27 protein-coding genes and 1 pseudogene are annotated in these 22,705 nt (G+C 67.5%); 10 read left to right on the forward strand and 18 right to left on the reverse strand.

The window, feature by feature from the left end; all coding sequences use genetic code 11:
* The first annotated feature begins 31 nt into the window (after positions 1-31).
* Genes VEC03_RS10375 through VEC03_RS10385 form a run of 3 tightly spaced genes read left to right on the forward strand, consistent with a single transcriptional unit; the run spans position 32 to position 3,037 of the window.
* A complete protein-coding gene (locus VEC03_RS10375; protein WP_324914944.1) occupies positions 32-1,087 on the forward strand; it encodes a TRAP transporter substrate-binding protein in 1,056 nt (351 codons plus the stop codon).
* 50 nt (positions 1,088-1,137) lie between these two features.
* Complete coding sequence (locus VEC03_RS10380; protein WP_324914946.1) at positions 1,138-1,686, forward strand: TRAP transporter small permease subunit; 549 nt, start codon at positions 1,138-1,140, stop codon at positions 1,684-1,686.
* 4 nt (positions 1,687-1,690) lie between these two features.
* Complete coding sequence (locus VEC03_RS10385) at positions 1,691-3,037, forward strand: TRAP transporter large permease subunit (protein ID WP_324914948.1); 1,347 nt, start codon at positions 1,691-1,693, stop codon at positions 3,035-3,037.
* Positions 3,038-3,078: 41 nt separating this feature from the next.
* On the opposite strand, the gene VEC03_RS10390 is transcribed toward VEC03_RS10385, so the two are convergent.
* From VEC03_RS10390 to VEC03_RS10405, 4 genes are read right to left on the reverse strand one after another with little or no spacing between them, the layout of a single operon-like run.
* Entirely contained in the window at positions 3,079-3,687 is a 609-nt protein-coding gene (locus tag VEC03_RS10390) for a DNA-3-methyladenine glycosylase I (RefSeq protein WP_324914950.1), read from the reverse strand.
* A gap of 28 nt (positions 3,688-3,715) precedes the next feature.
* Positions 3,716-4,516, reverse strand: coding sequence for an amino acid ABC transporter permease (locus VEC03_RS10395; protein ID WP_324914952.1), 801 nt, complete (start codon positions 4,514-4,516; stop codon positions 3,716-3,718).
* Entirely contained in the window at positions 4,513-5,175 is a 663-nt protein-coding gene (locus VEC03_RS10400) for an ABC transporter permease subunit (protein ID WP_324914954.1), read from the reverse strand. Before VEC03_RS10400 ends, VEC03_RS10395 begins: the two co-directional genes overlap by 4 nt.
* Positions 5,176-5,178: 3 nt before the next feature.
* The gene (locus tag VEC03_RS10405) at positions 5,179-6,081 is read right to left on the reverse strand and encodes a glutamate ABC transporter substrate-binding protein (protein ID WP_324914956.1); all 903 of its coding nucleotides are present in this window, start codon (positions 6,079-6,081) and stop codon (positions 5,179-5,181) included.
* 175 nt (positions 6,082-6,256) lie between these two features.
* Here VEC03_RS10405 and VEC03_RS10410 point away from each other — a divergent pair, with 175 nt between their 5' ends.
* On the forward strand, positions 6,257-7,561 hold the full coding sequence (locus VEC03_RS10410; protein ID WP_324914958.1) for an MFS transporter: 1,305 nt from the start codon (positions 6,257-6,259) through the stop codon (positions 7,559-7,561).
* A 31-nt stretch (positions 7,562-7,592) separates the two neighbouring features.
* Here VEC03_RS10410 and VEC03_RS10415 read toward each other — a convergent pair whose 3' ends face one another.
* The 6 genes from VEC03_RS10415 to VEC03_RS10440 all read right to left on the reverse strand — a co-directional run bounded on the left by VEC03_RS10415 (position 7,593) and on the right by VEC03_RS10440 (position 12,407).
* Complete coding sequence (locus VEC03_RS10415; RefSeq protein WP_324914960.1) at positions 7,593-8,369, reverse strand: ABC transporter permease; 777 nt, start codon at positions 8,367-8,369, stop codon at positions 7,593-7,595.
* A 79-nt stretch (positions 8,370-8,448) separates the two neighbouring features.
* Complete coding sequence (locus VEC03_RS10420) at positions 8,449-9,660, reverse strand: ABC transporter substrate-binding protein (protein WP_324914962.1); 1,212 nt, start codon at positions 9,658-9,660, stop codon at positions 8,449-8,451.
* A 3-nt stretch (positions 9,661-9,663) separates the two neighbouring features.
* Positions 9,664-10,479, reverse strand: coding sequence for an ABC transporter ATP-binding protein (locus tag VEC03_RS10425; RefSeq protein ID WP_324914965.1), 816 nt, complete (start codon positions 10,477-10,479; stop codon positions 9,664-9,666).
* A 3-nt stretch (positions 10,480-10,482) separates the two neighbouring features.
* Entirely contained in the window at positions 10,483-10,647 is a 165-nt protein-coding gene (locus tag VEC03_RS10430; RefSeq protein WP_324914967.1) for a rubredoxin, read from the reverse strand.
* On the reverse strand, positions 10,647-11,765 hold the full coding sequence (locus VEC03_RS10435) for an acyl-CoA dehydrogenase family protein (RefSeq protein ID WP_324914969.1): 1,119 nt from the start codon (positions 11,763-11,765) through the stop codon (positions 10,647-10,649). The genes VEC03_RS10430 and VEC03_RS10435 overlap by 1 nt, the downstream gene beginning before the upstream one ends.
* Before the next feature lie 99 nt (positions 11,766-11,864).
* The gene (locus VEC03_RS10440; protein WP_324914971.1) at positions 11,865-12,407 is read right to left on the reverse strand and encodes a carboxymuconolactone decarboxylase family protein; all 543 of its coding nucleotides are present in this window, start codon (positions 12,405-12,407) and stop codon (positions 11,865-11,867) included.
* A gap of 252 nt (positions 12,408-12,659) precedes the next feature.
* Between VEC03_RS10440 and VEC03_RS10445 the strand changes: the two genes are divergently transcribed.
* The 5 genes and pseudogenes from VEC03_RS10445 (at position 12,660) to VEC03_RS10465 (ending at position 16,038) form a co-directional block, all read left to right on the forward strand.
* A complete protein-coding gene (locus VEC03_RS10445) occupies positions 12,660-13,349 on the forward strand; it encodes a hypothetical protein (RefSeq protein ID WP_324914973.1) in 690 nt (229 codons plus the stop codon).
* A gap of 278 nt (positions 13,350-13,627) precedes the next feature.
* A complete protein-coding gene (locus VEC03_RS10450; RefSeq protein WP_324914975.1) occupies positions 13,628-14,839 on the forward strand; it encodes an FAD-dependent monooxygenase in 1,212 nt (403 codons plus the stop codon).
* Positions 14,840-14,844: 5 nt separating this feature from the next.
* On the forward strand, positions 14,845-15,462 hold the full coding sequence (locus VEC03_RS10455) for an NADPH-dependent F420 reductase (RefSeq protein WP_324914977.1): 618 nt from the start codon (positions 14,845-14,847) through the stop codon (positions 15,460-15,462).
* Between the two features lie 10 nt (positions 15,463-15,472).
* A pseudogene (locus VEC03_RS10460) lies at positions 15,473-15,565 on the forward strand (dodecin domain-containing protein); the annotation flags it as partial.
* An 86-nt stretch (positions 15,566-15,651) separates the two neighbouring features.
* Positions 15,652-16,038 carry a RidA family protein gene (locus VEC03_RS10465; protein ID WP_324914979.1) on the forward strand — a complete coding sequence of 129 codons (387 nt, stop codon included), beginning with the start codon at positions 15,652-15,654 and terminating at the stop codon, positions 16,036-16,038.
* Between the two features lie 89 nt (positions 16,039-16,127).
* On the opposite strand, the gene VEC03_RS10470 is transcribed toward VEC03_RS10465, so the two are convergent.
* The 5 genes from VEC03_RS10470 to VEC03_RS10490 all read right to left on the reverse strand — a co-directional run bounded on the left by VEC03_RS10470 (position 16,128) and on the right by VEC03_RS10490 (position 20,128).
* Positions 16,128-16,508: a nuclear transport factor 2 family protein gene (locus tag VEC03_RS10470; RefSeq protein ID WP_324914981.1), complete on the reverse strand. Its 381-nt coding sequence runs from the start codon at positions 16,506-16,508 to the stop codon at positions 16,128-16,130.
* An 83-nt stretch (positions 16,509-16,591) separates the two neighbouring features.
* Positions 16,592-16,984, reverse strand: a complete 393-nt coding sequence (locus VEC03_RS10475; protein WP_324914983.1) for a VOC family protein — start codon at positions 16,982-16,984, stop codon at positions 16,592-16,594.
* On the reverse strand, positions 16,981-17,910 hold the full coding sequence (locus tag VEC03_RS10480) for a hydroxymethylglutaryl-CoA lyase (RefSeq protein WP_324914984.1): 930 nt from the start codon (positions 17,908-17,910) through the stop codon (positions 16,981-16,983). The genes VEC03_RS10475 and VEC03_RS10480 overlap by 4 nt, the downstream gene beginning before the upstream one ends.
* On the reverse strand, positions 17,907-19,151 hold the full coding sequence (locus VEC03_RS10485; protein WP_324914986.1) for a CaiB/BaiF CoA-transferase family protein: 1,245 nt from the start codon (positions 19,149-19,151) through the stop codon (positions 17,907-17,909). The genes VEC03_RS10480 and VEC03_RS10485 overlap by 4 nt, the downstream gene beginning before the upstream one ends.
* A gap of 47 nt (positions 19,152-19,198) precedes the next feature.
* Positions 19,199-20,128: a LysR family transcriptional regulator gene (locus tag VEC03_RS10490; protein ID WP_324914989.1), complete on the reverse strand. Its 930-nt coding sequence runs from the start codon at positions 20,126-20,128 to the stop codon at positions 19,199-19,201.
* Between the two features lie 191 nt (positions 20,129-20,319).
* On the opposite strand from VEC03_RS10490, the gene VEC03_RS10495 reads away from it, so the two are divergent.
* Positions 20,320-20,880 (forward strand): YbhB/YbcL family Raf kinase inhibitor-like protein, encoded by a 561-nt coding sequence (locus VEC03_RS10495; RefSeq protein WP_414708479.1) that lies wholly within the window; start codon positions 20,320-20,322, stop codon positions 20,878-20,880.
* 71 nt (positions 20,881-20,951) lie between these two features.
* On the opposite strand, the gene VEC03_RS10500 is transcribed toward VEC03_RS10495, so the two are convergent.
* From VEC03_RS10500 to VEC03_RS10510, 3 genes are all read right to left on the reverse strand, one after another.
* Positions 20,952-21,224, reverse strand: a complete 273-nt coding sequence (locus VEC03_RS10500) for an SWIB/MDM2 domain-containing protein (protein WP_324914991.1) — start codon at positions 21,222-21,224, stop codon at positions 20,952-20,954.
* Positions 21,225-21,297: 73 nt separating this feature from the next.
* Positions 21,298-21,645, reverse strand: coding sequence for a TfoX/Sxy family protein (locus tag VEC03_RS10505; RefSeq protein ID WP_324914993.1), 348 nt, complete (start codon positions 21,643-21,645; stop codon positions 21,298-21,300).
* 14 nt (positions 21,646-21,659) lie between these two features.
* Positions 21,660-22,598 (reverse strand): succinylglutamate desuccinylase/aspartoacylase domain-containing protein, encoded by a 939-nt coding sequence (locus VEC03_RS10510; protein ID WP_324914995.1) that lies wholly within the window; start codon positions 22,596-22,598, stop codon positions 21,660-21,662.
* Positions 22,599-22,705 lie beyond the last annotated feature (107 nt).

The following is a 22,705-nucleotide window of genomic DNA, read 5'->3' on the forward strand; positions in this document are numbered from 1 at the left end:
AACCGCAAGAACCACCCACAAGGAGACAACCATGAAGCTGAAGATGCGTTCCCTCGCGGCAGCCTGCGCGCTGGCTGCAGCCGCTGCCGTACCCGTTGCCGCCTGGGCCCAGGCCAGGACCTTCGACCTGCAGAGCGTGTTCGGCCTGCAGGTGCCTTCGATCGGCCCGAGCCCGGTGAAGTGGGCGGAGCGGGTGGCGCTGATGACCAACAACGAGATCCGGATCAAGGTCATGGGCGCCGGCGAAGTGGTGCCGCCGCTGGAGGTGTTCGGCGCCGTCTCCAACGGCTCCATCCCCATGGGCTTTGACTGGATCGGCTACTGGGCCAGCAAGATCCCGGTGGCCAACCTGGTGGGCTCGATGCCGTTCGGCCCCGACCCGGAGCTGTTCCTGGGCTGGATGTTCAAGGGCGGCGGTCTGGCGATCATCCAGAAGGCCTACGACCCGCACAACGTGCAGGTGCTGCCCTGCCACCTCGTGGTGCCCGAAGCCGGCGGCTGGTTCAACAAGGAGATCCGCACGCCGGCCGACATCAAGGGACTGAAGATGCGCATCGCCGGGCTGGGCGCCAAGGCGATGGAGAAGCTGGGCGCCAGCGTGCAACTGGTGCCGGCCGGCGAGATCTACGTGTCGCTCGAACGCGGCCGCATCGAGGCCGCCGAGTTCTCCGCGCCTCAGCTGGACGCCGGCCTGGGACTGCAGAAGATCGCCAAGAACTACTACTTCCCCGGCTGGCACCAGCCCGCGAGCTGGGACAGCATCATCATCAACAAGAAGGTGTGGCAGTCGCTCACTCCGAAGCAGCAGACGGCGATGACCGAGGCCTGCTACGCCAACATCACCTACAACACCTTCGACCAGATCAACGCCCAGGTCGACGCCATCGAGAAGATCGAGGCCGCCGGCGTCACGGTGCGCCGCTTCCCCGAGCCGGTGCTGGCGGCGCTGCGCAAGGCGTCGCATGAGGTGATGGAAGAGGAAGCCGCCAAGGACCCGCTGTTCAAGGAGGCCTACCAGTCGCTCAGCGCGTACATCAAGCGCTACGGCCGCTGGAGCGAACTGCAGTCGCTGCCCCGCGCCAACTGATCCCACCCACGCGCCATGCCGGGCAGCCCCCGGCATGGCCGGGAGCCCCTATGAGCGAATTCCTCTCCGCGGTCGAGCGTGGCTGCGCCTGGTTCGGCCGCGTGGCCGCCTGGACCGTTCCCGTGCTCGTGGTCAGCGTCTGCATCAGCATCCTGCTGGTGCAGTTGCGCGCCAACGTGCTGTTCGAATGGGGAACGGCCGTGCCGCTGTTCGGCAGCGGCCTGACCGCAGGCGGATTGACCGACCTGCAGTGGCACCTGTTCGCCGTGATGGTGATGCTGGGCGGCGCCTACACGCTGTGCGAGAACGGCCACGTCTGCGTGGATTTCCTGTCCAGCCGCTTCACGCCTCGCACGCGACAGGCCGTCACCCTGTTCGGCGACCTGCTGCTGTTGCTGCCCTTCGCGCTGGTGATGACGTGGTTCTCCTGGGAGTACACGGTGTCGGCCTGGACATCGAACGAAGGTTCCTCCTATGGCGGCCTGAACCAGCGCTGGATCATCAAGGCCGTGATGCCGATGGGCTTCGGCCTCCTGGCGGCGTTCGGCCTGGCGCGCGCGCTGCGCACGGCCAGCTCGCTGCTGCGCCGGGGGAGTTGAGACGATGGCCTATGCCGGCCCCCTGGCCATGTGCAGCGCGCTGCTGCTGGGCATCTTCACCGGTTACCCGGTGGCCTTCGTGCTCGCCGGCGTCGGCGTACTGGCCGCGTTCGCCGCCGATGTGCCGCTGCTGTTCCTGTCCACCGGTGTGTCCCGCACCTTCTCGGGCATCCTGAGCAACTGGCTGCTGATCGCCGTGCCGCTGTTCGTCTTCATGGGGCTGATGCTGGAGAAGTCCGGCATCGCGCAGCGGCTGCTGCGGTCGCTGGCCGGCATCATGGGGAGCAAGCCCGGCGGCTATGCGTTCGCGGTGACCATCATCGGCATCGTGATGGCGGCCTCCACGGGCATCATCGGCGCGTCCGTGGTGCTGATGGGCGTGCTGGCGCTGCCGGCCATGCGGCGCAGCGGCTACGACCTGCGCTTGTCCACCGGCATCATCGCCGCCACCGGCACGCTCGGGATCCTGATTCCTCCCAGCATCATGCTGGTGGTGCTGGGCGACACGATGCGCATCTCGGTGGGCGACCTGTTCGCCGGCGCGCTGGTCCCCGGGCTGCTGCTCGGCGGCCTGTACCTGCTGTACCTGGTGGGGATCGCGATCTTCCGGCCGCAGATGATGCCCGGGCTGCCGGCCGGCGAACACCTGCCGATCGCGCAGTTGGCCTGGCAGCTGGCGCGGGACCTGGTCGCCCCGCTCGTTCTGATCCTGCTGGTGCTGGGCAGCATCATCGCGGGCATCGCGACACCGACCGAAGCCGCGGCGCTCGGCGCTGCGGGGGCGTTCGCGCTGGCGATGATGTCACGCCAGCTCACTTGGGCCATCTTCAGCGACACCCTGCGCGAGACGACCCGGACCACGGCCATGATCATGTTCGTCATGATCGGCGCCACGGTCTTCAGCGTGATCTTCCGCAAGCTCGGTGGCGACGTGATGATCGAGGACCTGCTGGGCGTCTCCTCCGGCACGGCGTCGCCCTACCAGGTGCTGGCCGCGATCATGCTGTTCGTGTTCGTGCTCGGCATGTTCCTGGACTGGGTGGAGATCACGTTCATCGTGATCCCGATCGTCGCGCCGATCATCGCCGGCCTCGACTTCGGCATGCCCAAGGAGCACGTGCTGATCTGGTTCGCGATCCTGTTCGCCGTCAACCTGCAGACGTCCTTCCTGACGCCGCCGTTCGGCTACGCGTTGTTCTACATCCGCGGCATCACGCCGCCGGAGATCAGCACGCGAACCATCTACCTGGGCATCGTGCCCTTCGTGATCCTGCAGGCGGCGGGCCTGCTGCTGACCATCTGGTTCCCGCAACTGGTGCTCTGGCTGCCTGGGGTGTTGCTGGGGACCTGACCTTCGGGTCACGCACGTCGTGTTGAGGCCGCGTGCGATCACTACGGGCGTTCGAACCTCTTGCGAGCCTCTTCCACCTGCGCCCTGGTCACGCAGCCATCCGCATGGTCGTTCACCAGCCCCATCGCCTGGATGAAGGCATGCATGGTGGTCGGGCCGACGAATTTCCAGCCCCGCTTTTTCAGGTCTCGGGACAGGTCCCGCGAAGCCCGCGAGACCGACACGGAGCGATGCGCGTCGAGTTCATGCGCAGCGGGCTCGAAGCGCCAGAAATACGCGGCCAGCGTGCCTGCCTCCTGGACCAGCTCGCACGCACGCTGCGCATTGTTGATCACCGCTTCGATCTTCCCGCGGTGGCGCACGATTCCTGCATCGGCAAGCAGGTGCGCGACGTCCTTTTCGTCGAAGCGCGCGACCTCGCGGAAATCGAATCCCTTGAACGCCGCGCGAAAGTTCTCGCGTTTGTCGAGGATCGTCCGCCAGCTCAACCCCGACTGGAATCCCTCGAGGCTGACTTTCTCGAACAGCCGACGGTCATCGGCCACGGGGAATCCCCACTCGCGATCGTGGTAGGCGACGTAGTCGGGTGGTGCGCCGGCGCACCAGCTGCAACGGGGAAGTCCGTCCGGACCGGGAACCGTGGTGCTCATGCCGGGATGATGCCGCCGGATCCAGCGCTCAGTACTTTCGCCGGCCGAGTCGTTGACTGGCCCTGGAAATGGCGTAGTTCACGCAGCAGTACAGTACCGCGACCGCCAGGTACACGGGGACGAGCGAGCGGTAGTTGGCGATCAGCACCTTGGCGTTCTGCATCAGTTCGCCGTACGTGACGACGTAGCCGAAGGTGGTGTCCTTGGCCACGATGACCAGCTGGGCCACCAGTGCCGGGACGATGTAGCGCAGCGCCTGGGGAAAGACGACATGGGCGAAGACCCGTGCCTCATTGAAGCCCAGGGCCCGCGCCGCGTCCGTCTGCCCTCGGGGAACGGCGAGCACGCCGGCGCGGTACACCTCGGCGACCACGGCGGCGGTGCTGAGTCCCACGGGCAAGGTCAGCATCCAGTAGGCACTCATCCGGATCCCGACCGACGGGAGCACCAGGAAGCACACGTAGATGAGCAGCAGGGCCGGCACGCCGCGCAGGAATTCGATGAACGCGACGGCCGGCCAGCGCACGAGCCGCAGCCGCGACAGGCGACCCAGCATCAGCACCAGCCCGAAGACCAGCGCGATCACGGCCGCCGCCGCCGCCGACTTGAGTGTGCCGAGCAGGCCCTGCGCCAGGAAGGACCAGGTGGTCTTCCAGGCGAAGAATTCCCACAGCCGCCCTTCGAACTGGCCCGCGGCATGGAAGCCGTACACGACACCGGCGAGCAGCACCAGGAGCATCGCCGCGACGGCCACGCTCGCGGCCCGGGTGACGGCCTGCGCCCTGGGGCCCAGGTCGCCGTAGAGGACGTCTTCCAGGGCGCGGCTCATCGCAGGATCCGCATCTTCCTGTCCAGTGCGGCGCCCGCCCAGGCGATGAGCAGGCCCGACGCCAGGTACATCGCGGCAGCGACGGCGAACGCCGCGATCCCGGCGGCGGAGTCGTTGGCGATCCGGGCCACCAGCGCCGTGAGTTCCCGCTCCGGGACGGGCACCTGGGACGCCAGGGACGTCGACAGCATCAGCGCAATGAGCAGCGAGGTCAGGGGCTGGACGACCGAGCGCAGCGCCTGTGGCAACACGATCGAGGCGATGACGGTCAGCGGACGCATGCCCAGGCTGCGGGCGGCCTCGACCTGGCCGACACCGACGGTGTTGATGCCCGTGCGCAGGTAGTCCGCCGTGAAGGCGGAGCACACCAGGGCCAGGGTCAGGATCACGCTAGGCTCGTAGTCGATGACGACCTGCAGATCGGGCAGTGCGAACACGATGAAGATCAGCAGCGCGACCGCGGGGATGTTGCGGAAGACCTCGACGTAGCCGGTCAGCACGAAACGAAGCGGCCGCAGCGGCAGGAGCCGGGCCACGGCCACGACGACGCCCAAGGCGAAGCCGGCCACGAACGACAGGATCGTGAGCTTCCAGGTCAGAAAAAGGGCCTGCCCGAAGGCAGGCCCGTAGTCGGCCAGCAGCCGCAGCACACTGTCCATGGATCAGGGAATCGGCGGCGGCGTCGGGACGTTGGTGCTGCCGGTGCGCTGCCCGATGGACACCGTCCACAGCCGGGCCCAGGTGCCATCGGCTTCGATCTTCTTCAGGAAGGCATTGACGAAGGCCACGCCGTCCGAGCCCTTGGGCAGCCCGATCCCGTACGGGTCTTGCGGACCGAAGGGTGCGCCGGCCAGCTTCGCCTCGCCGCTGCCCTGGCTCAGGACATTGAGCAGCAGCGTGTAGTCGGTCACGTAGGCGTCCACGCGTCCCTGGCGCAGGGCGTCGACGGCTTCCTGGTGCGTCTGGAACTCCTGCACGACGGCCTTGGGTGCGAATTGCGCAAGGATCGCGGGCCCCGTCGATCCCGCCTGGGTAGCGGCCTTCTTCCCGGCGAGATCCTGGTAGGACTGGATCGCCTTGTTGTTCGACCTCACCAGCACCCCCGCCTGCGAGGTGTAGTAGGGACCGGCGAAGGAAATCTTCTCCGCCCGGGCCGGGGTGATGGAATAGGTGGCCAGCACCACGTCCACCTGGTCGTTGATGAGGACCTGCTCGCGCGTGGACGAGGTGACCTGCGTGAACTTGTACCTGGACCCATCGCCCAGGATGTAGCGCGTGAGGAGCTGGGCCAGGCCCGCATCGAATCCGCGAATCTTGCCGTCCTTCTCGTTGAGCAGCGAGAAGAGGTTCGACGTCTGGGTGCCGCCCAGGCGCAGCGTGCCGGCCTGCTTGATCCTGCTGGCCCACTGGCTGGACGCGATCGTCGCGGCGTCGGCGACGGGCCCCTTGGCGACGAGCGAGTCGAACGCTGCCGCATCGATGGGTGTGCCTTGTGCGAAAACCGGCGCACCGGTCGCAACTGCAAATGCGACGACGGTGGCCTTCAGGACGGATGGGATCGACATGGATTCTCTCGGTTGGCGTGTATCGCCAGCGAATGTATAGCAGTCCGCGCGAGCGGGCGCGGGTCCGCGAACGGCCGGGTTACGGAGTGCCCCGGGGCAGGTGGGCCGGGTTCGCGATTTCCCGCAAGCGCGCACGACCGGCTCCCCGCAGAATGGCGCCGCAGGAGGGAGCCGCTTGATCGCCAGACTCGCAGCACGCCTGCCGTTCTTCTACGGCTGGCTCGTCGTCGGCGTCGTCTTCGTGACGATGGCCCTGTGCGTGAATGCCCGCACGGCCTTTTCGCTGCTCTTCCCGCCCATCCTCGACGAGTTCGGCTGGGAGCGCGGCGTGACGGCCGGCGCCTTCTCGTTCGGCTTCATCGTTTCGGCCGTGCTGAGTCCGCTGCTCGGGAAGCTGATGGACCGGCGCGGGCCGCGCTTCGTGATGGAGATCGGCATCGCCGCCACGGCCGCGGGCCTGCTGCTTGCGACCTTCTCGAGCGAGCCCTGGCATGTGTACGTCACGCTCGGGATGCTGGTGGGGGCGGGAACGACCTTCACCGGCTACACCGGCCAGGCACTCTTCCTGCCCAACTGGTTCGTCCGCCGTCGCGGGCTGGCGCTCAGCGTCGCCTTCGCCGGCGTGGGCTTCGGCTCGATCGTCATGCTCCCGGCGCTGCAGGCCTTCGTGGAGCGAAGCGGCTGGCGCGCGGGTTGCACGCTCCTGGGCGTGCTGGTGCTCGTGGTCCTGGTGCCGCTGAACCTGCTGCTGCGGCGCCGGCCCGAGGACATCGGCCTGGCCCCCGATGGCGACCCCGATACGCCCGCCGCCGCGCAGGCCCGCCGCGTGAACGTGGTCGACCCCGCCTGGGCGGCCATCGACTGGACGCTCCCGCGCGCGATGCGCACGGCCCGGTTCTGGTGGATCGCGGTGGCGTACTTCGCGGCGCTCTTCGCCTGGTACGCGGTGCAGGTGCACCAGACCCAGTACCTGGTCGAGACCGGCTTCGGCCCGCAGGAAGCGGCATGGGCGCTGGGCGCCGTGAGCCTGGCCGGCGTGCCGGGCCAGATCGCGCTGGGTTGGCTCTCCGACCGCATCGGCCGGGAGATCGTGTGGGCGATCGGCAACCTGGGATTCTTCCTCACCTACGTGGCGCTGCTCGTGCTGCCCGCGTACCCGAACGTCGCACTGCTGTACGCCATGGTGATCGCGCAAGGCGCGCTCGGCTACGGCATGACGTCCGTGGTCGGCGCCATCCCCGCCGAGATCTTCGAGAGCAGGCACTACGGCCCCATCTTCGGCACCCTGATGCTCAGCGCCCTGGCCGGCGGCGCGATGGGCCCCTGGTTCATGGGCTTCGTGCACGACCGCACCGGCAGCTATGCGCTGGGGTTCTGGGTGGCCATCGGCTGCACGCTGCTGTCGGCCTTCGCGATCTGGCGGGCGGCGCCAAGCCGGGTGAGGGTGGTCGCGGGCAGGGTGCGCGCGGTCCGCGCGTGACTGCCGGGATCGCGCGTTACCCAAACCCGCTTCAGGCCGCGTGGGTCCAGTGCCGATGGAGGATCTGCGCGATGCCGTCCAGCATGAACCCGAGCGCGCCGACCAGCACGATGACGGCCATGAGTTCCGAATAGGCGAGCCGATCGCGCGTATCCAGGATGAAATAGCCCAGGCCGGAGCTGACGCCGAGCATCTCACAGGGAACGAGCACGATCCAGATGATGCCGATCGCCACGCGGGCCCCGGTCAGGATGTGGCCGAGGATGCCCGGCAGGATGATCCTGAAAAGCACCTCGCGCCGCGTCGCGCTCAGGCTGCGCGCGAGCAGCAGCCATCTCGGGTCCAGGCTGCGCACGCCCGCCGTGGTGTTCAGGATGATCGGCCATACGGCGGCGAAGGTGAGCAGGAAATAGATCGGTGCATCGCCGATGCCGAACACCATGACGGCGATCGGCATCCACGACAAGGGCGAAATCATGCGCAGGAACTGGAACGCGCTGCTCGTGCTGTTTTCCAGCGCGCGCGATGTGCCCACCGCCAGGCCGATGGGGATGCCCAGGACGAGCGCGAGCGAAAGGCCCACCAGCACGCGCTTCAGGCTGGTCAGCGTATGGACCGTCAGCTGGTTCTGGACCAGCAGCTCGTACAGGCTCTCGAAGGTGACGCCGGGGCTGAGCCGATCGGCGACTGGCACGCTTTCCTTGAGCCAGTACGTGCCCATGGCCCAGAGCGACACCAGCGCGACCAGTCCGATCAGGCTCAGTTCGAGCTGCTTGCCCGGGCGGTTCAGGAGAAGGCTTTTGATCATGGTTGTGCCGATCGAAGATGCAGGCAGGCCGGGCAGGAGCCCCGGGCCGCATCGCGCGGGGCCAGGGTTGCGCCGCGCCTCAGGTCGTGATGATTTCCTTGCGGGTGAAGGTGTCGGGCAGGCCGAAGGCCGACATGCCGCCGATCCCGGCGATGGCTTTCTTCACGAAGCGGTCGTCCACCAGGTCGCGCGCGACGAAAGCCGGATCCAGCTTCTGCAGGAAATCGTTGCGGCCGGATACCAGGGTCGCCTTGAGCATCTTGATCAGCGATTCGGTATAGCTCGGGAACGGATAGGGCTGGAAGTCGATGCGCTTTTCGTTCCAGTCGGCGTGCCTGATGGCGCCGGTGGCGACGTACTCCGCGTTCTGCCTTGGCGCGGGCGCCAGCACCCGGGCCAGCGCTTCGTAGGTGTGCGGCGTGTAGCGGTGCGCGTTCTCCTTGGACAGGATACGTGCCGTCTCCTGGCGGTGGCCCTGGATCCAGGCCTGCGCCTGCACGATGCCGTTCACCACCTTCTGCGACCATTCCGGTCGCTTGTCCAGGTCGTCTTCGTGCATCAGTACGACGCAGCAGGCGTGGTCCTTCCAGACGTCGGCGGTGAATCGCAGGATCTTGCCGACCTTGAGCACTTCGGCCGCCGCATTGAACGGCTCGGCCACGATGTAGCCGCTGATCTGCTTGCTGGCCAGGGCGGGCAGCATGTCGGAGGGGGCCATGACGACCAGCCGGACCTGCTTCGGGCCGGGCGTGCCCTCGCCGATGCCTTCGATGCCTTCGCTTCTCAGGATGTGCTGCAGCACCACGTTGTGGATGGAGTACCAGAACGGAATGGCGACCGTCTTGCCGCCCAGGTCGCGCAGGCCGTTGATCTCAGGCAGCACCGTGAGGCTGGAGCCGGCCATGTGGTTCCACGCCACGACCTTGGCCCGCGACTGGCTGCCGTAGCGCGCCCACACCGTCATGGGCGAGAGCAGGTGCACGGCATTCACCTGGCCGCTGATGAAGGCCTCGACCAGCTGCGCCCAGCTGCGGAACAGCCGGGGCTTCTCGACTTCGAGGCCCTGTTCCTGGAACAGCTTGTTGTGGTGCGCGACCAGCAGTGCCGTGGCGTCGGTGATCGGCAGGTAGCCGATACGCAGCGGCGCGTCAGGCTCGGCGGCCATGGCGCTGCTGTGCCGTTGCAGCAGCGGCAGCGCGCCCGCGGCGGTGAACATCGTCGACAGCTTGAGGAACTGGCGACGGGCCTCCAGCGTGGCCTGGGGAATCGTCGATTCTTCGTGTTCTTTCATGGGTCAGCTCTCCACTTGCACGGGTTGGCGGGTTGATCGACGCGTGTCGCGCAACGCTTGAAGGATTTCCACCCGCATGTGGGTGAGATCGGACATGACCTCGTCGCGCGGACGCGGCAGGTCGATGCGCCACTGCCCGATCAGCCGGCCGGGCGCTCCGCCGATCAGCAGGATGCGATCGGCCACGATCAATGCTTCGTCGATGTCGTGCGTGACCAGCACCGCCGAAGTCTGTCGACGCGCCGTGATCTGCTGCAGCAATGCCTGCATCTCGCCGCGCGTGATCTCGTCCAGCGCGCTGAACGGCTCGTCCAGCAGCAGGATTTCAGGCTGGCGTGCCAGGCTGCGCGCGAGCGAGGCGCGCTGCGCCATGCCCCCGGACAGTTCGGCGGGATAACGCTCGATGGCACGCAGCAGGTCCACTTCGGCAATCGCCTCGCGCACGCGTTGCTGCTGCTCGGCCCGCGCCATCTGCGGCTGGTGCTTGAAGTCCAGCCCGAACGCCACGTTCTGCTCCAGCGTCAGCCACGGCAGCAGGCAGGGACTCTGGAAGACGAAGCCCAGGCGAGGGTGTGGGTCATCCACCAACTCGCCGTGGATGCGGACTTCGCCCCGGGTGGGTCGCTGCAGGCCGGCCAACACCCGCAGCAGCGACGATTTGCCCACCCCGCTGGGGCCGAGCAGCGCCACGATCTCGCCCGCGGCCACCTGCATCGAGAACTCGCGCAGGACGATATGGGGCGACTGCTTCGGGCGCTGGTAGCCCAGCTCGATGTCCTGCGCGTTCAGCACCGCCGGTCGGTTTGCCGTTGGTGTCATGGCTCAATCCGGCACCAGATGGAAGTCGGCCTTGGACACGCCGCAGTCCGGGCAAACCCAGCCATCGGGGATGGCCTCGAAAGGCGTTCCGGGCGCGATGCCCTCCTCGGGCAGGCCGGCCGCCTCGTCGTAGATGAAGCCGCACGGGCCGCACATCCACTGCGCCATCAGGCCGCCTCGCGCTGGGTACGTTCGAGGTCGTCGATCTCCTTGCGCAGGTGCTTGAGCGCCGGCGTCACGATGGCGACGAACACCGCCTCGCGCTGGCGGCGTTGCGCGGGGTGGCGCATCAGGTAGCCCTTTGCGCCCGCGTGCAGCGTGGCGGAACTGGCGGCCCTCAACGCCAGTTCCGAGGCGTGGGCGCGCACTTTCAGCACGGGCAGCACCGGCGCCGAGCCGGCCTGCGCCTGCCCGGCCAGCACGGCGGCTTCGGCCTTGAGATCGGCGAGTTCGGCGGCCAGTTCGCTGCCTTGGTCATCGAGGAAGATGTTGACGTGCGCATGGCTGGCGTTGCTCTCGCGGATGGTCTTGAGGCTGCCCTCAACCACGCCGAAGCCCATGCCGGTCTGGCCCAGGACGAATCCCGGCTTGATGCGCTGGATGAACCGCGCGAACTGGTGCGGATGGGCGAGCACGTCCTGGGCATCGACGCGCAAATCCTTGAACCGGAGATTGAGCGTCTGCGTGCCCTCCATCCCGGAGAACTCGGGACAAGCGTGAAGTTCCAGCCCGGTTGCGCTGCCGTGCACGGCGAACATCACATAGCCCTCGTTGGCTACGGCGGCCGCCACGATGGCCAGGTGGTCCGGGCCGACGTTGGAGACCCAGGGCAGCGCGCCGTTGACGACGTAGCCGTCGCCTGCGCGAACCGCCGTCAGCTGGATCCGCTCGATGCCGGCCAGGTGCTTGACCGGGTTGGACATGCCGGTGCCGGCGAGCAGTTCGCCTCTTGCCACCCGGCGCAGATAGCGCGTGCGGGGGGCTTCGTTGGGTGCATGCTGCAGGTACCAGGCGCAGGTCGACTGGCACCAGACCAGGAATGCCGTCGATCCGCACTCGGCGCCGATGCGGCTCGTGATGTCGATCTGGTCCGCCAGGCCCAAACCGAGGCCCCCGGACTCCCTCGGGATACTGGCGCCGAAGCCGCCCAGCTCGCCCAGCTTGCGCAGGAACGCTTCGGGGTAGAGGCCTTGCTGGTCGATGGCGCCGGCCAGAGGTGCGAGTTCGGCCCGGGCCAGCGCGGTGACCGCTTGCAAGAGGAGATGGGTCGATTCGGACTGGCTCACGGCGTCATATCTTTCCGAGTGCGCCGTAACGGGCACGGCGGGACCTCGCGCCGAGCGGGCTGCCGGCCCGGCGCGGCGTCTGGTGGTTGCGTTCCGCGCTCAGGCGAACGCCTGGAGTTCCGGATTGATGGGGGTCTGCGCCACGTTGTTGGCGTAGTTGCACAGGGTCGCCAGGCTCACGCCGAGCACGACTTCGAGCACGTTGGCCTGGCTGTAGCCTGCGGCGAAGAAGTCTTGCAATTCGGCATCGGCGAGCTGGCCCTTCTTGTCGATCACGGCCAGCGTGAACAGCGCCAGTGCATTGAGTTTCGGATCGGTGAGCGCCTGCGTCTGGCGCAGCGCCTGGATCACTTCCTCGGGCATCTGGAGCTTCTTGCGCGCGAGCTTGGTGTGGCCCGCCAGGCAGAAGCCGCAGCCGTTGCGGGCCGCGGCGGTGATCTGGATCACTTCGCGCTCGGCAGCCGTAAGGCCGTTGCGGGCGTTGATGCCGCTGACCACCTGGTAGGTTTCCAGCGCCGTCGGTGCGTTGGCCAGTACGCCCAGCAGGTTGGGCAGGAAGCCATTCGCTGCTTGCGCGCTTTGCAGACGTTCCCGGGCTTGCTCGGGCGCGCCCTCGATGGTTTGGATGGTCAAACGGCTCATGTCACCCCTTGGTATATGGGTCACGATCCTAAGGAGTGCTTGTCATATATCAAACGAAAATTAATCCATTTAGGTATTGAGAAGTGGATATAAGAGTCCGCCGGGAGGCCTGGTGCGAAGGCGTCGTTCGCTATCCAGGAGCGGTGTGCGCTTCACGCGGCATGTTCTCCCGCCCCTACTCCCGATGCGCCTAAATCCGCAGTCCGTGCATGTCTGGCTAGACTGCTCGCAGCAAGAAGGCGCAGGGATTCCATGAACGGTCCGGAGGCCCTCGACGTGCCCGCATCCCGGGAGGTCGCGCCGCATCCACCACGCGACAAGGTGCAGGCCTGGACGGAGCTGCTGCGCACGCCCTTGCCTCACCTCGAACTGGAAGCGTTTGCACAAATGCACCCGGTCCGCGTGGACCAGGCGGACGGGGTCACCTTGCTTCGCATCCAGCCGGGCCAGGAGGTCAAGCGCGCCCTGGCGCCATGGACGCGCCGATACGGCACGATCGTGCCCGTCTTCACCAGCCTGGAAGCCGACGCGAGCGACCTGCTCGGTTCGCCCGAGGAGGCCGCGCGCTGGCTGCGGGAGCGTCCGCTGCTGTGCTGCGCGGTGCCGGTGTTGGATGACTTGTTGATAGCGGCCCGTGGAATGACGGCGCAGGTCGCAACCCCCGAGATCACGAGCGCCGCGCGCGAGCTGGCCTATGCCGCCGCCGGACTCGTGGTGGACGCGTGCCAACGCTGGCCTGGCGCGCAGATCCCGTGGGCCGATGCGAAGAACCGGCCGACGCTGCGGCTGGTCGCACAGGCCATCGACCTCGCGCTGGCGGCGCAGGACCACGAGCGCGCGCTCGCGTGGATGCGATGGATGCTCGGACACGATGCGGAGGACGCGCATGGCTGGCGCAGCGTCATGGACTCCCAGCGCCAGGCCGGCGCATCCGATACCTGAGACAACCCTCCCGGCGATCCCCGCCTCTACGAGCCATGGGTGCGCGACGCGCGCGACTCGTTGCAGGAGCCCAGGATAGGAAGACGATTGTCCAGAAAACGGAACTGTGTGTCCGTCCAGAGCCGGTTTATCGGTGAGTACGCCACTCCTAGAATGGCCTGGTGGCCGTGGTTTGGGCGGCCGGTCAAGGCCGACCCGCGCAGGTGTTCGGCGATCAGCCGCTTGACAGCCCCCGCCGGCGGGATTGCCGGACTGCATGAATCAGTGAAGGAGCCCGAATGCTAGGCAAGTCGACAAGGGTTGGCATTATTGGTGGAGGCTTGGGCGGGCTCTCCGCCGCGATTGCACTGAAGAAGATCGCGGGGATCGAAGCCACCGTGTTCGAGCAATCACACAAGCACGATGAGGTGGGCGCTGGGGTCACCATTGCGCCCAATGCCAGTCGCGTCCTCGACAAGTTGGGGCTGCTCGAGCCGATGCGGCGCGCGGGAGCGATCCCGGATGGACACGGCGTCTATTTGGACGCCATGGGCAACTTGGTGACTGACGCAGCCTGGGAAGACACATCGAAGCAGTACCAGAACATCGGTATGTACAGGCCGGACATGATCGACATCCTGGTGCAGGCGGTGGATCCGGAGGCGATCCGGCTCCACCATCGCGCGAAGTCGATCGAAATGCTGGATCCAGGTGTCCGCGTTCATTTCGAGAACGGCAAGCAGGAAGACTTCGATGCGGTCATAGGCGCCGATGGGATCCGCTCGGTGGTGCGCAAGGCCGTCGGGCAACCCACCCGGTTCGTCTACTCCGGATATATGGCGTATCGGGGGGTGATCGATGCCTCCGACCTCCCCAAGGACTGGAACAGGATCAGCCAGACTTGGCTGGGTAATGACCGGCACCTGATGACCTATCCATTGCAGCGACACAAGCTGTACAACTACGTCGCTTGCGTGCCCAGTGACAGGCCGCTGAAGGGACCTTGGTCCGGGCCTGCAGGCGTGGACGAAATCAAGGCCGAATTCAGCCGTCAAGCCTGGGATCCCAGGGTCCATCAATTCATCTCGGCGATCAAGGAAACCTTCTGGTGGGGTCTGTTCGACATCGACCCCCTCACCAATTGGTCGCGAGGGCCCATCGCACTGATGGGGGACGCAGCGCATACCATGCTCCCGCACCAGGGCCAGGGGGTGAACCAGGCCTTCGAGGACTGCATCACGCTGGCCTTCTTCCTGAAGCAGGCCGAAAGTGCCCGTGACATCCCGGAAGCCTTCAGGCGCTACACCGCCGTTCGCATGCAGCGTGCGACGATCCTGCAGGTGGGTTCACGCAGGGCCGGCGCAATGTTCGATTCGCAACTGCAGTTCACCAACACCAGGAAGCGCGACGTCGACCTCGCTTCAGGACGCGACTTCCGCAGGGCGGCCGTGTTCGATTACGACGCGCTCAAGGTGGCCGAGAAGGCACTCGAACGATTCAAGAGGGTTTGATCCATATGACATCGATCAGCATCATTGGCAGCGGCAAGATGGGTTCGGCGATCGCGAACATCGCAGCACTCGCGGGTGCGGATATCCAGATAGTCAATCGCAGCGCCAGGCCCACCAAGGATCACCCCGAGGCCAGGTATGCGGCACTGGGCGATGACCTGACCGGGGAACTTGTCGTCCTCGCAGTCCCGTATGGCGCCTACCCGAATATATTGAGGCACTATCGGGACAGGCTGGGCGGCAAGGTCGTCATCGACATCGCCAACACCATCGATTTCACCACGTACGAGCAACCAGAGGCCCTGGTGGGCACCTCCACTGCCCTTGAACTTGCGAAGCAGCTTCCTGAGGACGTCGCCGTCCTGAAGGCGTTCAACGCGAATCTTGCGGAGACGCTCATAACCCGCACGAATGGCACCACGGCGACAACCGTCTTGTTCGCCGGAGACGACGCCGAGGGCAAGATCGCACTCGCGGAGATCCTTGTAGCAGCGGGCCTTCGGGCAGTCGACGTCGGTCCTCTTCAGCGCTCGAGGCAACTGGAGGCGATCGGCTTTCTGCAGATGGTGTTGGCATCATCGGGGAAAACGCGCTTCGAGTCGGGCTTCACTCTGCTGCCCTGACCAGACCGAGATCCTGGAAATCACCGGATCCTCGCCCGCGGGCATCGAAGATGCCGTCAACACGGCCATCGCCAAGGCCAGCGAGACCGTTCGCAACATGCAATGTCGTGGTACGGTCCGCCGCTTCGATCTGCGCATCGGCATTCACGCCCGGTGAGCAGAGATCTGGTTCCAAGGAAAAGCACACAGATGAAATTCCGCAAAGTGATCCCCGCCGCCCGGGGCGGCGAGTCCGCCCGCTTCAGCGATGCCATCCAGGCCGGCAACACCCTCTACGTGGCCGCCCAGATCGGCGTCGATGCGAACGGGGTGGCCTCGCCCGACGTGGCGCAGCAATGCCGCCAGACCTGGGCCAATATGGAGGCGGTCCTTTCGGAGGCGGGCATGGGCATAGAGAACATCGTCAAGACCACGGTATTCCTGACCGACCGGGCCGATTTCCCGACCTACGCTGCAGTGCGGGACGAGGTGTTCAAGGGCCACAAGCCCGCAACCACCCTCGTGTACGTGTCCGGCCTGTTCAAGCCGGAACTGAAGGTGGAAATCGAGGCGATCGCCGTGGACGATGGCGTGTGAAGCCGCCGGCGTTGGCAAGATAGACGGGCTCGGGAATCCCGGCCAGGCCGTTGCCCGATCCCATGCCGGAGATGCGCCTGCGCGGCGCACTACGCCGCAGCTGGAACCCGGTTCTTCCGATACGAGTTCTTGATCGCGATCTTCTCGCCGCGGAACGTGAAGAGGTCGCAGCCGTTCACCTCCACGCGGGTGCCGTCCTTGCGCGTGCCGGTGAAGGTCCACTCGGAGACGCCGCGGTCGCCCAGCACGAAATGCCGTGGCGAACGCCACTGCGCGTCCGGGAAGGTCTGGAAGACCTCGGAGAAGCCGGCACGGACCGCATCCTTGCCGGCGTAGTGGGCGCCGCAGGCGTCCGGGCCCGCGGACGCCTCGAAGACGCAGTCGTCCGCCATGAAGCCCATCAGCGCTTCGATGTCGTGCCGGTTCCAGGCGTCGGCGAACGCCTGGAGGTCGTCGATGGAGAGGCTCATCGTCAGCTCCTGCAAGACGTGACACGCGCATTCTGCGCGGCGCATGCCGACTTCCGACCAGGAGCGTTGTCTCGGCAGGACATTCAGGCCGGCTGCGACAGCTCGACCAGGTTGAAGTCTGGGTCGCGCACGTAGACGGAACGGATCGGGCCGGTGGCGCCGGTCCGCAGCACCGGGCCCTGCTCGATCGGCCAGCCGCATGCGCGAAGCTGCGTGATCACCTCGTCCAGCGGACGGTCGGTGATGAAGCACAGGTCCAGCGCGCCGGGCACGGGCAGGTGTGCCCTGGGCTCGAATTCGGCGCCTTGCACGTGCAGGTTGATCTTCTGGTGGCCGAACTTGAAGGCGCGGCGCTCCACCGGCGGCGTGCCGCCGACGAAGGTCTCCAGCTGCATGCCGAGCACGCGCGTGTAGAAGTCGATGCAGGCGGCCTCGCGCGCCGTGGTCAGGACCAGGTGGTCGAGGTGGTCGATCATGCGCAGGCCTCCCGAAGGTGGGCCGGAGCGGGATGCAGCTCGGCGATGCGTCCCGCCTTGGCCAGCTGCCCGGGCACCGCGTGGCCGACGATCTCGGGCAGCCGGCGGGCGACTGCCAGCAGGCGGTCGAGGTCCATGCCGGTGTCGTAGCCCATGGCGTCCAGCATGTGGATCGCATCCTCGCTGCAGATGTTGCCGGTGGCCCCGGGCGCGTAGGGGCAGCCGCCGAGCCCGCCCAGCGAGCCGTCGAAGCGGGTGACGCCCTGCTGCACGGCGGCCAGCACGTTGGCCAGTCCCATGCCGCGGGTGTTGTGGAAGTGCAAGGTGAGCTGCAGGTCGCCGAAGCGGCGCTGCAGCGCTTCGCACATCCGCGCGACCTGGGCGGGATGCGCCATGCCGGTGGTGTCGCAGATCGTCAGGCCCCGCACGCCGAGTTCGGCGAAGCGCACGGCCCAGCGCAGCACCTCCTGCTGCGGCACCTCGCCTTCCATCGGGCAGCCGAAGCAGGTGGACAGCGAGACGTTGACCGGTACCTGGCCGGCGACCCGGTCGATCACCGCCTTCAGGCCGTCGAAGCTCGTCTCCCGCGGCATCCGCAGGTTGGCGAGGTTGTGGGTCTCCGAGGTGGACATCACCAGGTTGAGCTCGTCCGCGCGGGCCGCCAGCGCACGCTCCGCGCCGCGCAGGTTGGGCACCAGCACCGTGTATTCGACGCCGGGAACGCGCCGGATGCGCTGCATCACGTCGTCGGCGTCGCGCAGCATCGGGATCGCCCGGGGCGAGGTGAAGGAGGTCACCTCGACCTTCGCGTAGCCGCAGTCGCTGAGCTCGTCGATCAGCGCGACCTTGGCATCGGTGGGAATGAAGGCGGGCTCGCTCTGGAACCCGTCGCGCGTCACGACCTCGTTGAAGTAGATGCGGGTCATCCTTGCGCTCCCTGGATGACGCCCCGGTCCCTCAGGGTCTGGATCTGCTGCGGCGTGAGCCCGACATCGCGCAGGATCGCGTCGGAGTCCTCGCCCAGCCGCGGCGCATTGCGGCGATGGCTGCCGGGCGTGCGCGAGAGCTTGGGCACGATGCCCGGCACGGCCAGCGTGCTGCCGTCCTCGAGCTGGACTTCCTGCAGCATGTCGCGCGCCCGGTAATGAGGATCGGCGGCGATGTCGGCCACGGTGTAGATGCGACCGGCCGGCACGGAGGCCTGCTCCAGGGCCGCCAGCACCTCGTCGATGGTGCGCTGCGCGGTCCAGGCGCCGATGATCTCGTCGAGTTCATGCACACGCGCGACGCGGCCGGCGTTGTCGGCGAGCGTGGGGTCGCGCGCGAGGTCCTCGCGGCCTATGAGCGCCGCCAGCCGCCGGAAGATGCTGTCGCCGTTGCCGGCGATCAGCGCATAGCCGCCATCCTTGCAGCGATAGGCGTTGGTCGGCGCGATGCCGGGCAGCGCGCTGCCGGCCGGGCCGCGGACCGCACCGAAGGCGCTGTACTCCGGCAGCAGGCTTTCCATGCAGTTGAAGACGGATTCGTACAGGGCCACGTCGATGACCTGGCCTTCGCCCGTCGCGTGGCGGTGCTGCAGGGCGATCAGGATGCCGATCACGCCATGCAGGGCGGCCAGGGTGTCCCCGATGCTCACGCCCACGCGCACCGGCACCCGGCCCGGCTCGGCGGTGAGATGCCGCAGCCCGCCCATGGCTTCGCCGATCACGCCGAAACCCGGTCGATCCCGGTACGGCCCGGTCTGCCCATAGCCGCTGATGCGCAGCACGACCAGGCGCGGATTGAGCTTCAGGAGGTCATCCGGCGCGAGCCCCCAGCCTTCCATGGCACCGGGCCGGAAGTTCTCGATCAGCACGTCCGCCTCCAGGGCCAGGCTGCGGACGATCGCCTGCCCCTCGGAGTCCCTCAGGTCCAGCGCGAGCGAGCGCTTGTTGCGCGACTGGACCTGCCACCAGACGGAGGTGCCGTCCTTGAGCATCCGCCACTTGCGCAGCGGGTCGCCGGCGCCGGGCGGTTCGACCTTGATGACCTCGGCACCGAAGTCGGCCAGGGTCTTGGCGGCGAACGGGCCGGCGATGAGCTGGCCGAGTTCCAGCACCTTCAGGCCCGCCAGGGCCGCCGGCCGGGAGGCGCCGGCCTCCGCCTCCTTGCTGTGTACGCTGTCCATCGGGGGAGTCTCCCGCGGACACGCCGCAAGGTCCATTCCAACGTCGATCAGGCAGCCTTCGCCTTCCGCGAAGGCGGCGCGCACAGGAAGTCGCGCAGGGCCCGGATGGCCGGGTCCGCATCCGGCCGCACGCCGATCTTCAGCTGGCGCTGGGCCCAGGGGTCCGACAGCGGCCGCCATGCCAGCTTCATGGCGCGGACGATGGGCAGCCCCGCCGCCTTGGGCAGCGCCGCGATCCCGAGGCCGGAGGCCACCAGGTGGCCGACCGCGTCGAAGCTGCGCACCTGCATGCGCAGCTTGAAGTTGTGCCCGGCGGCGAGCGCGGCCTGCTGCTGCTGCTGGAGCACGGCGGCCCCGGCGTTGAGGCTGATCCATTGCTCGTCGAGCGTGTCCACGAACGCGATCGGCGTGCGACCGGCAAGCCGGTGGCGGGGCGGCAGGACCAGCACGAGTTCATCCTGGCGGAAATCGCGCACCTCGAGGCCGGCGGTGTCCGGGCCCTCGACGAAGGCGCCGATGTCCGCCCGCCCTTCGCGCAGCGAGAGCACCACCCGTTCGGACACCTGTTCCTCGACGTCGACGCGCACGTCCGGTTCGAGGTCGGCGTACGCGGCCAGCAGGGGCGGCAGGAACTGGTTGATCGCCGCCGTGCTGGAACACAGCCGGATGTGCCGCACGACGCCCTGGCGGATGTCGGCCAGCTCCGCGACGAGGTCGTCCAACTGCTGCAGCATCGCGAGGCCGTGGCGCACGAAGGCGCGCCCCGCCGCGGTCGGCACCAGCCCGCGCGAGTGCCGCTCGAACAGCACGTCCCCGACCGCGTCCTCCAGCTCGCGCACGCGCCGGCTCGCCGCCGGCAGCGCCAGCCTGCACTCGCGCGCTGCCGAGGTCAGGCTGCCGGTCTGCGCGCAGGCCACGGCCAGGCGGACGGACACGAAGTCGAAGCGGGCCAGGTTGTAGCGGGGAGTGGCGGACACGGGAGCTCTTCGAGAAGCGGAGATGAGGATATCGGAATGGGGATGAGCTCCGCGCCGAAGGGGCGGGTGAACGGTATCTTGGCGTGTCCCGCCTGGGAGAAAACTCCGGTATGGGCGCGCCTCGAAGCCGCTTGACCGCCCAGGTTGCAGGATCGCATCATCATTTGCGCACCACGACCAGGAGGCTCACCATGCGAACCACGCTCATGATGCTCGCGGCGTTCGGCCTTGCGAGCGCCCACGCCGCCGGCTTCAAGCTGGAAAGCCCGGACGTGAAGGCCAATTCGACGATGGACAAGAAGTTCGAGGCCAACGTCTTCGGCTGCAATGGCGAGAACAAGTCGCCGGCGCTGAAGTGGAGCGGTGCGCCCAAGGAGACCAAGAGTTTCGTCGTGACGGTGTACGACCCCGATGCGCCCACGGGCTCGGGCTTCTGGCACTGGTTCGTCTACAACATCCCGGCCAACGTCACCGAGCTGCCGGCCGATGCCGGCGCGCAAGGCGGCGCCAATCTCCCGCAAGGCGCGGCGATGAACCGCATCGACTACGGGGTTGCCGCCTGGGGCGGCCCGTGCCCGCCGCCGGGCGACAAGCCGCACCGCTACGTGTTCACGGTGTATGCGCTGAAGGCGGACAAGCTCGACCTGCCGCCGGACGCCACGGCCGCCGTGGCCGGCTTCATGACCAACGCAAACAAGATCGCGTCGGCGAGCTTCACGGCCAGGTACGGCCGTCCGGCGCAGAAGAAGTAGCGACTCCGCCGTCGATCGGCGGACCCACCATCCGGCGACTCAGGCCAAGGCCGGGGAGGGGAGCTCGACCGTCAGGTGGCCTGCAGGTGCTTGCCCACCAGGCCGGTCATCTCGAACATCGTGACCTCGTCCTTGCCCATCACCGCCTTGAGCTTGTCATCGCAAAGGATGTTCCGCTTGTTGGCGGGGTTCTGCAGGTTGTGGGCCTTGATGTAGTCCCAGATGCGCTTGGTGACCTCGGTGCGCGGGAGCGCCTCGTCGCCGATCACGGCGGCCAGTTCGGGACTCGGTTTCAGCGCCTTCATGAAGGCAGAGTTCTTCTTGGGCGTTTCGGATTGCATCATGCTGCCTGTGGTCAAAGGCAGGCAGCATACTCGCATGAGGCCAGGAGCGCCCCAGCAGGGCGCACGCCACTGTTCAGCGCCCTCGATTGCTGGCCCGGGCTCGCCGAGCAGCCTCCACGGCGAGCTGCGCCCAGCGACGCATCAGGGCAGGCGAGTCCATGGCCTCGGTCGGCACGGTCCAGAACGACAGGCCCTGCAGCTTGCCCTGCCGCGTGTATTCGAAACGGCGGCTGCCCGCCGCCTGGAAGCGAGGTCGGCTCTCCTCGTCGGCTTTCAGGTACAGCGTGTCGCCAACGATGATGGCGACGAACAGGTCGTCGACGTACAGGCCATAGCCGCCGAACATGCGCCTGTATCGCACCTCGCCCGCGGGCGCCAACAGCTCGGCGCAGTAGGTGGCGAAATCGGCGCCGGCACTCATTGCTGGCGCGCGCCTCAGTTCAGCGGGCGCGTGAGATAGACGAGCTCGCGACCGACCACGGCCTTGCGAGTCGGCATGAAGATCGTGCAGCCGTCGCAGGGCGAGCGGATCTCGCGTTCCCCATCGGTGGCGATCAGTTCGCCGCGCGCGAACGTCTCCATGCCGACCACCGGTCGCGCGAACTGCACCCGCCCATCCCGCACGACCTCGGTCGACAGCAGCTGGTAGCGCCGTGCCGGCGCGGGCGGCGCCCAGCCCGGGTCCGGCTCGACCAGCCCGAAGTGCGCGAGGAACCGCAGGGCGACCTCGACCGCGAGGTCGCCGGTGGACTGCAGGAAGTGCTGGCCGCATTCGGCCACGAGCGCGATGCCGTCGGCGTGCGGGTCGCCATGGCGGCCGTGCTGGATGACGGGCGTGCCGGTGCCGAGGCCATCGGGCATCACGAGATGGATGGCCGGCACGCCGATGGCCGACGCCACGCGCGCATTGCGCTCGAACGCCGGATAGACCCAGAAGGGTTCGACCGCCTGCGAGGTCGAGTGCAGGTCGAGGATGTGGTCCGCCGCCGCCAGCACGGGCCGCAGCTCGCGGGCGCGGCGCAGCTCGGGGCTGTCCTCGCCGCCGTCGAGCCAGTCCGGCGACCAGATGCGGTTCATGTTGTGCACCAGCTGCCGGCTCGCGAACGGGTCCTCGTGCGCGAACGACTCGTAGGCCTCGACGTTCGCGAAGCTCACGGTGAGCACGCCCCTCAGCGGCCGCACTTCACGGTCGAGCAGGTGCGTCGCGGCAACCATCCCGCAGAACTCGTTGCCGTGCGTGAGCGCATTGACCAGCACGTGCGGACCGGGTCGCCCCGAGTCGAAACGGTGCACGTAGGGAATGCCGGTGTTGCCGGCCCGGTACGGGGCCAGGTCGCGTGGCAGGAGTTCGAGCGTGGTGTCGGCGTCGGGCATTCGGGTTCGATGGATCGTGCGGAAGGCGAATCTTGACACGCGCACCCGCCAGCCGCCGAGCTTGGCGCGCCGGCCGCCCGGCATAGACTGGGCAGCACACGTGTCCG

Source organism: Ramlibacter sp. (assembly GCF_035627355.1).
Taxonomy (GTDB): domain Bacteria; phylum Pseudomonadota; class Gammaproteobacteria; order Burkholderiales; family Burkholderiaceae_C; genus Ramlibacter.